Below are 7,177 nucleotides of genomic sequence, written 5' to 3'. Positions count from 1 at the left end.
CCCCGGCCAGCCGTGTGCGGCCACAAAAGCCGCTGTCAGAGTGGTAAAGAGCAGGAGCGAGATCACGCGAGGCTTGGTGAGATTAAGATAGTCACGCCAAGTCGCGGGCCCGGAAGGCTCCACGACTCTCTGCACAACCACGGCTTCTTTCTCCATTCCTGGAGAGAAAACAATATCCTCAACGTGCACCACACCCTCCATGGACGCCGAGTAGGCCAACAGACAAAGTGCTACCCAGGTGAAGTCCGCAAACATCAGGTGGATGACCTGCATGACCACAGGAGCCCGAAGCCAGACATTGGTCAGACCGATCAGAATCTCGCACAAGAAGATCCAGCCCAGCATACTCCCCCACCGGCGGGACTCCGTCGAGGGCCGTAAGTGGGCGACAAGCCCCGCGATCAGTATCAAGTAGAGCCCGACAGAGCCTGCGATATAGGGATGCCAGACACGGAGCTTCAGCAAAAACGGAGCATTGGCGGCCTCGGCGAGGCGCATCACTTCTTCATGACTACGCGCCGGAAAGAGCGTGTCTCCGAGTGCCGTGATGGCTCCCGAGACCCCCAGCACCAGCATCGCCACAAAGGCCAGTCCCAGCGCCCCACTCACCGAGCCTTGGGCAAAAAGCCGCACACGCGCTTTGCCGCTGGCGTACCAGGCCGTAAGAGCCAGAGAAGAGAGCAAGAAAAATGTCGTGCAGAGATGCACGGACATCGCCACGGCACGCTCAACGGAGGCATTGTTCTCGACATAGCCTCGCTTGACCAGCACCGCCCCAAGCAGAGCCTCAACAATGGTGAGTGCCAGCACGACAGGCACAGCGCGGCGAATGTAGTGTCCACGCGGATAGAGCCGAAACGCCCCTGCAACCAGAGCAAGCACCAAAAGACCGTCTAAGCCGGAGACAGCGCGGTGGGTAAACTCAATGATCGTATGAAGATTGGGGGCAACAGGGATGATCTCTCCCTTACAGGTCGGCCAGTGCTGACCACAGCCTGCCCCTGAGCCGGTTGCCCGCACAACGGTACCTACCAGGATCACCAAGAGGTTAAAAGCCAGCACCGACCACGCATAGCGGGCGAAGGCTGGGTTCTTATGGGAGGTGTTGGTCTGGGTGTCCATTTCGTTTCCGAGAGTATAATACCGCACACTTTTCGTCATCCCCCATTCAACAGAGCCGAGTTCGTGAAAAAAATCACGAATTTTTTCAGTCTCCTAAATAAGAAATGCTTATTAAAAAAAACTAACGACGCCAGCCTTTACGCAAGAGTGCCTCCAGTGCCACGCCATCTTCAGCATCGAGTGCCTTGAGCATGCCGTCCAGCTCCCCGATACAGCGATCCAGTGCATCCCCAAGCGCCTTTCGGTTCATCAGGCAGATCTCCCGCCAGAGCTCCGGGTCACTACTGGCAACGCGGGTAGCCTCTTTAAACGACGGACCTTCAAGCCTAGGACTCTCCCCTGCCGTCGCCGACAGTGCGTAGGCCAACAAGTGCGGCAAGTGGCTGGTAGCTGCGACACTCCTATCATGTTCCTCAGGCGTCGTGATTACCACCCGGGCTCCCAGCCCTTCCACAAGCTGCGTGACCTTCACAAGGGCATCAGGGCGTGTGCGGCTATCAGGGGTCAGTGCCCAGTGAGCGCCCTCGAAGAGATCGGCACGAGCGAACTCCATCCCACCTCGCTCGCCGCCCGCCATCGGGTGGCCTGGCACGAAAGCCCCCCCCAGTACTTGGCCCGCACCAGCAATCGCGGTCTTGACAGAGCCCACGTCCGTGACCACAGCCCTCTCGGAGAGTGAGGGCGCAAGCCGTGCAAGCTCGGTGACAATGGCCTGAACCGGACACGCCAGAATCACCAGATCCGCTCCCGCGATCCCAATTCCTAGCATGTCGGTGCACTTGGCAACGGCTTTGCGCGTGGTTGCTTCCGCACGGGTATGGGGATTGGTCTCCACCCCCACCACTTCTTTGGCCAGCTTGCGCTCCCGCGCGGCTAACCCAATCGAGCCCCCTAAGAGCCCTACCCCAACGATTGCGATTTTCTGAAACATAGTTACTTTACATTCTGGCAAAAAAACGGGGCGCTGCATAGTGCAGCGCCCCGTTTTCTTTTTAATGGGCCGAGCAGGATTCGAACCTGCGTAGCTCGCGCGACGATTTTACAGACCGCCTCCTTTAACCACTCGGACATCGACCCACAATGTCCATTTCTTAACAGAGCTATAGCAGCTCTCCAAACGAAGCCGACGACAGGACTCGAACCCGCGACCCGCTGTTTACAAAACAGCCGCTCTACCACTGAGCTACATCGGCAAGCTCGCCCCCACCAAGACGGCGACGCGGGTTGAATATTATCACGCTTCCCAAGGCCTCGCAAGCGATTTTCGCGTATACTTGAGAGAATTGTGAAAGCCTACTTCCCCCACCTCGATGGCCTGCGCGGCTTGGCGGCGCTCTATGTGGTTCTCCACCACGCGTTTTTGCTCTGCGCTCAGTCGTTTCCGATTCGTGCGAAAAATAACCTGACCGATGGTCTGCTCTACGGTCACTTGGCCGTGGATGTGTTTATCGTGCTCTCGGGCTTCTGCCTGGCGCTCCCCGAAAAAGCCCGTCTTATTGGTGAGTTCTATCTCAAGCGGGCCAAGCGCATCTTGCCCGCCTACGTCGCCGTGCTAATCGCCTCAGTGGCGCACACGCTCTTCTGGAACGGTGGGCCGCTGGATTTCCGTGCTCTTGGGCTCCACGGGCTTCTTTTGCAGGACATCTTCCCAGAGACAATTGTCGCCTTCAACCCGCCACTCTGGAGTGTCGCGGTGGAGTGGAAGATCTACTTTCTCTTTCCCGTACTCCTCGGGCTGCTTGCCAAGCCACGCGGCACTGCACTGGTGCTGGCCGCGACAGCCATTATCGGCTACGGCCTCGCGCGGATCTTTATGCTCTCGGGAAAGAGTGTCGCGGAGCTGGGCCATACCTGCCCCTGGTATGTCTTTCTTTTTGGCATCGGCGTCTGCACGGGCAAGCTAACATCGCGCTGGGACGGCGAGACAAAGCGCCTCTCGGTAGTGGTTCTCGCACTGATTTCTAGCGTTCTACTTCTGGGTCTGCTCTTTATCTTCCCGATGGAGCACGCCGAGGCCGATCTCGCTCGCGCCTTTCCCGTAATTGATCCGGCGATGGGGCTGCTGACGGCGGCGTGCCTGGCGCTCTGGCACCACAAGCCTCCCAAGCTGCTCACTCTGCGCCCCGTGGTCTTTTGCGGCACGATCGCCTACTCGATCTACCTGATCCACTTCCCGGTTCTGGAGATGCTCGCCAAGAAAGTGATCAAGCCATTCTTGCCTGCTGCATCGCAGGAGCTACAGACTCTAGCGCTACTGGGGCTGGGATTGCCGCTGGTTATCGCGGCGGCGTGGGTCTCATGGCGGCTCTTTGAAAAACCATTTCTGGTAAAACGTCAGCCTTCGTCGGTGTCGGAGACGATGTAGGCACGCCCGGAACCTGCGGGGGCGAGCTTCTGCCACTTCTTCTGGGTGGGGTTGCCCGCGTAGAACTGACGCACAAGGCTGGTCGTGTACAGGCTCGCCAGAAAGAGCGCCAGCGCCGCGACGACCCCCACAGCGAGCTTGACATTTGTGGGGAGCTTTCGAATGACAGCCTCCAGCGCCGTGAGGAGCAAGAGCACCAAGAGCGGCGCCGCGGCGGTGAAGTAGCGCCCGGCAGACTGAAGCACGTTCCAGTCCACAAAGAGCATCTGCTGAAGCACCACGGCGATCAGAAAGAACAAGACGCTGCCCGCCGCCCAGAGCGCGGCACGGATCACAGGATCACTTGGTGCGAGCTTACGACGCACCTGCGACGCGTTCCAGAAGAGCGTGAGGCCAATCGCCAAGTCTACCAAGAGCAAGTACGCCGCATTCTGCACCATGCCATCGTAGCTGCCAGGAAGCAGGCTCCCGATCAGCCAGAACGGTGTCCAGCCCGTCGCGGCCCAGAAGAGCACGGTGATCAGCGGCGTGAACTGCGTCGGGGAGCCTTGCGGGCGAATCCCAGTCCCCAGAAAATCCGTGAGAGTTGCGCCGTGGGCCAGCAGCGGGTTATCAAAAGGCCGGATCAGTGGCTTGCCGTAGTTCGTGACATTATGCAGCAGCCACGGTATAAGCAGCACCAACGCGACACCCAGCGCGAGTGCCAGCGGCTTGAGTGCCTGCTTCTTAAAAGTCATCCCCAGCACAACCACAACGGAGAGGCACCAGATCACCGACGTCAAGCGGGTGAGCAGCGCCAGCCCCAGCACCAAGCCGAGCAAGAGCGCCTGTTTCGTGCCCAGCATGCACCCCTCGCGGCAGAGACGCACGGTCATCAGCCAAGCCCCAGCCCCAAGCGCCATGGCCAGCGGCTCGTTGGAGACATGGCCCATGAGATGCCCGAAGATCGGAACAAAGGCCATCAGCGGCGCGGCGCACAGCGCAGCCAGCTTGCTCTCGGGAAAGAGCAGGCGGGCCGATTTGGATGCCAGCGCAATCGCCGCCGCGCCAAGCAGCACACAGAGCCCGCGCCAGAGTGTCCAAAAAGTGTTTCCTTGCACCAGCTTCCAGAGCGGGACGGATAAGATAAAAAACAGCGACGGGTGCTGGGCCTGGTAGCAGACAAACTCCTCGGGGCTCTTGCGCTGCTCGGCGGTCGGGCGGGGCACACGGCCCGTCTCGGCTAGTGAGCGCACGTAGATCAGATACTCTTTCTCATCGGGGCCGAGCCCAGCAAGCACGGGAGCGCTGCGCTGCGCTTGCGGCACAGAGTCGGGTAGATAGAACTCTTGAACGGGTGTGCCAGCAACGTAGGTCAAGGAGAGAAAAAAGTAGAGCAAGAGAGTGCCAAGAAGGCTCGCACGGGCCAGATTCATAGTGTCTGATTCAACGCTATCGGGGAGAATCCCTTGTCTATGCCTCTATCTGTTTGGCGTCTCTCTCTCCTCAGTGGCTTTCGGCTGGTACGCCATGCGCAGTGGCTCTTGGGCATTGAGGAACAGAGCGTCCCCGAAACTCGAGCGGAGCGCTGTCATCGGCAGGGTCTTGCTCTAACTCGTCTTAGCGAGGAGTGACGCCCAATTTTTCTTGCAGGGCCGCAAACCGGGTGCGGCTGACAGGGAGCTGCTGCCCACCCCGAAGCCGCACGCCGTACGAGTGACTCCCCAGATAGAGCAGCTCCTCGACGGCTTCTAGGTTCACAAGACACGAGTCGTGGACGCGAAGGAAAAGCTCCGTGGGCAAGAGCCGCTCCAGCTGGCCAAGCGTGTAGTAGGTCTTGTACTCCCCGTCGGCGAGATGCACCACGACGCGCTTCTCTTGCGCCACGGCGCTGCGAATTTCTTCGACACGCGGCAGGAGCACCGAGTAGTCCTGACGGATCGGCAGGCGCTTAAGCGGCGTGACAGGGAGCTCGATCGCCACCATAGGCGCTTGGGTCGCGAGGCGCTCTCTCGCCCGTTCGAGGGTATGAGCAAGACGCGTGCTGGCCACGGGCTTGACCAGGTAGTCCAGTGCGGCGTGCTCAAAGGCCGCGAGAGCATGCTCTGAGTAGCCCGTCACAAAGACAATCAAGACCTGCGGGCAGCTCTGGCGCAGTGCTGCCGCGAGCTGGAGCCCCGTGAGGCCGGGCATCTGGATGTCCAGAAAGAGAATCTCAGGCTGAAGATCCTCGTTACGCTGCAGCGCCTCGGTCGCGCTCGCCGCCTCGCCCAGTACCGTCACTCCCTGCTCCTCTAAGAGCTGGCGCAAGTACGCACGGGCCAGGGGTTCGTCGTCCACAATTAAGGCTTTCACTGCGGCACCATAAACACGGCGAGCGTGCCTTTATTTGTTTTCGAGAAAAGCCGAAGCCGTGCGGAGCCCCCCAGAAGCAAGACAAGCTGCTCGTTGGCAATCTGGAGCCCGTGGGGCCGCCCCCCACTCTCAGCGCTCCAGGCACTTCGAGCGTGCACCAGTCGCTCCGGCTCCATCCCGACTCCACTATCAGCCACACAGATCAGCGTGCCACATTTGCACCGGGCGATCTGAATGCGAAGCACGGCGGGCTCCAATCGTGGCCCAATCCCATGCAGAATCGCGTTCTCCACTAATGTCTGGAGCGCAAACGGCGGCACAAGTGTACCTAGGCACTCGGGCGCGATCTCTTGTTCCACACAGAGCCGCCTTCCTAGGCGCAGCGCTTCTAGCTCTAAGTAGCCCGTGACGGCATCAAGCTCATCGCGCAAAGGTGTCAGGCTCCTTGGCGCACTCTCCAGCGTCCGTCGCATAAGCTGGCCGAGCTGCACCACGGCTTTCTCCGCCTTGAGCGGCGCAAGCCGGCAGAGGGCTGCGATAGAAGTCAAGGCATTGAACAAAAAATGCGGATGTACTCTTGCTTGGAGCGCCGCGAGCTGTGACTCGGCGAGGCGCGTCCGGCTCCGCTCCACCTCCAGCCGTAGCGCCTCAGAGCGCTGGCGGGCCTCGGCATCGCTAAGTACCATCTGTAGCAACAGTGCCCCCAGCCCATTCGCACCGACTTTCAGCACGGCAAGCTGGGCGGAAAATGCGATCTCACTCTGGCTGTGCAGGAGGCTTCGTGCCATAATTGCGCCTGCCTCGGCCAACGTAATCGCCAGGAAACACGATAGGCTATTGCGCTCGGTTGGGAGAGCCCGCCGTACAAAAAAACCTGCGCCGAGGCTGATCGCCAGCGCCGCCCATGTCCGTATCAGGGCTTCAGCATGGAGAAAGAGCGGTGCGCCCAGCCCAACAATCAAGGCGGCGATCCCGCCGATGCGTGCCCCAAAGCGCAGGGCCACAAACGTAATAATTAGCGTGTAGGTGTCGTAGGGCGAGCGCTCCCGTGCCACCCAGAGCTCCACCAGCCCCACCAACCCAAAGAGCACCCCGAGCCGTCCGATGGCTTGCAAAGGCTTGCGCGTCAAGAGATAGGCAAAGACCACGATAACGCAGGTGCTCTTGAGGAACTCGTCGAGTGCCTCGGGATTGACATTCACAAGGCTATTTTATCGCCAAGCCGTTGTCCTCACCGAGCTTGGCAAACTGCCCAATCGCACTATCGTAGACAAAGACCTCGCCCGTCTCAAACTTATACATCCAGCCATGCAGGTTGATCAGCCCGCGCGAGGCACGGCTCGCGATAATTGGCAG

At 60.0% G+C, this 7,177-nt stretch carries 7 protein-coding genes and 2 tRNA genes; 2 read left to right on the top strand and 7 right to left on the bottom strand.

Features of this window, described 5'->3' with window-relative positions; translation table 11 throughout:
* The 4 genes from AC1XOS_RS17645 to AC1XOS_RS17630 form a co-directional block, all read right to left on the bottom strand.
* Nucleotides 1-1,122: COX15/CtaA family protein (locus tag AC1XOS_RS17645; protein WP_481963532.1), on the bottom strand; the 1,122-nt coding region annotated here is incomplete at its 3' end.
* A 121-nt stretch (nucleotides 1,123-1,243) separates the two neighbouring features.
* Nucleotides 1,244-2,053 carry a prephenate dehydrogenase gene (locus tag AC1XOS_RS17640; RefSeq protein ID WP_481963531.1) on the bottom strand — a complete coding sequence of 270 codons (810 nt, stop codon included), beginning with the start codon at nucleotides 2,051-2,053 and terminating at the stop codon, nucleotides 1,244-1,246.
* A gap of 65 nt (nucleotides 2,054-2,118) precedes the next feature.
* Nucleotides 2,119-2,199 (bottom strand) — tRNA-Tyr (locus tag AC1XOS_RS17635).
* A 44-nt stretch (nucleotides 2,200-2,243) separates the two neighbouring features.
* Nucleotides 2,244-2,315 (bottom strand) — tRNA-Thr (locus tag AC1XOS_RS17630).
* Nucleotides 2,316-2,407: 92 nt separating this feature from the next.
* Here AC1XOS_RS17630 and AC1XOS_RS17625 point away from each other — a divergent pair.
* A complete protein-coding gene (locus tag AC1XOS_RS17625) occupies nucleotides 2,408-3,487 on the top strand; it encodes an acyltransferase family protein (RefSeq protein WP_481963530.1) in 1,080 nt (359 codons plus the stop codon).
* Here AC1XOS_RS17625 and AC1XOS_RS17620 read toward each other — a convergent pair.
* Nucleotides 3,457-4,902, bottom strand: a complete 1,446-nt coding sequence (locus AC1XOS_RS17620) for a hypothetical protein (protein WP_481963529.1) — start codon at nucleotides 4,900-4,902, stop codon at nucleotides 3,457-3,459. The genes AC1XOS_RS17625 and AC1XOS_RS17620 overlap by 31 nt on opposite strands.
* Before the next feature lie 39 nt (nucleotides 4,903-4,941).
* Here AC1XOS_RS17620 and AC1XOS_RS17615 point away from each other — a divergent pair, with 39 nt between their 5' ends.
* A complete protein-coding gene (locus AC1XOS_RS17615) occupies nucleotides 4,942-5,100 on the top strand; it encodes a hypothetical protein (protein ID WP_481963528.1) in 159 nt (52 codons plus the stop codon).
* On the opposite strand, the gene AC1XOS_RS17610 is transcribed toward AC1XOS_RS17615, so the two are convergent.
* Nucleotides 5,087-5,821, bottom strand: a complete 735-nt coding sequence (locus tag AC1XOS_RS17610) for a LytR/AlgR family response regulator transcription factor (protein ID WP_481963527.1) — start codon at nucleotides 5,819-5,821, stop codon at nucleotides 5,087-5,089. The genes AC1XOS_RS17615 and AC1XOS_RS17610 overlap by 14 nt on opposite strands.
* On the bottom strand, nucleotides 5,818-7,023 hold the full coding sequence (locus AC1XOS_RS17605) for a sensor histidine kinase (RefSeq protein WP_481963526.1): 1,206 nt from the start codon (nucleotides 7,021-7,023) through the stop codon (nucleotides 5,818-5,820). Before AC1XOS_RS17605 ends, AC1XOS_RS17610 begins: the two co-directional genes overlap by 4 nt.
* Between the last annotated feature and the right edge of the window lie 154 nt (nucleotides 7,024-7,177).

The organism is Armatimonas sp., from assembly GCF_964826245.1.
Note: the sequence above shows the minus strand (reverse complement) of the source record. Positions and strands in the feature narration are given on the sequence as shown.

Bases quoted from the DNA above. Each gene is read 5' to 3' on its own strand.
- AC1XOS_RS17640 (WP_481963531.1), bottom strand. From the start codon at position 2,053: ATGTTTCAGAAAATCGCAATCGTTGGGGTAGGGCTCTTAGGGGGCTCG.
- AC1XOS_RS17615 (WP_481963528.1), top strand. From the start codon at position 4,942: ATGCCTCTATCTGTTTGGCGTCTCTCTCTCCTCAGTGGCTTTCGGCTG.
- AC1XOS_RS17620 (WP_481963529.1), bottom strand. From the start codon at position 4,902: ATGAATCTGGCCCGTGCGAGCCTTCTTGGCACTCTCTTGCTCTACTTT.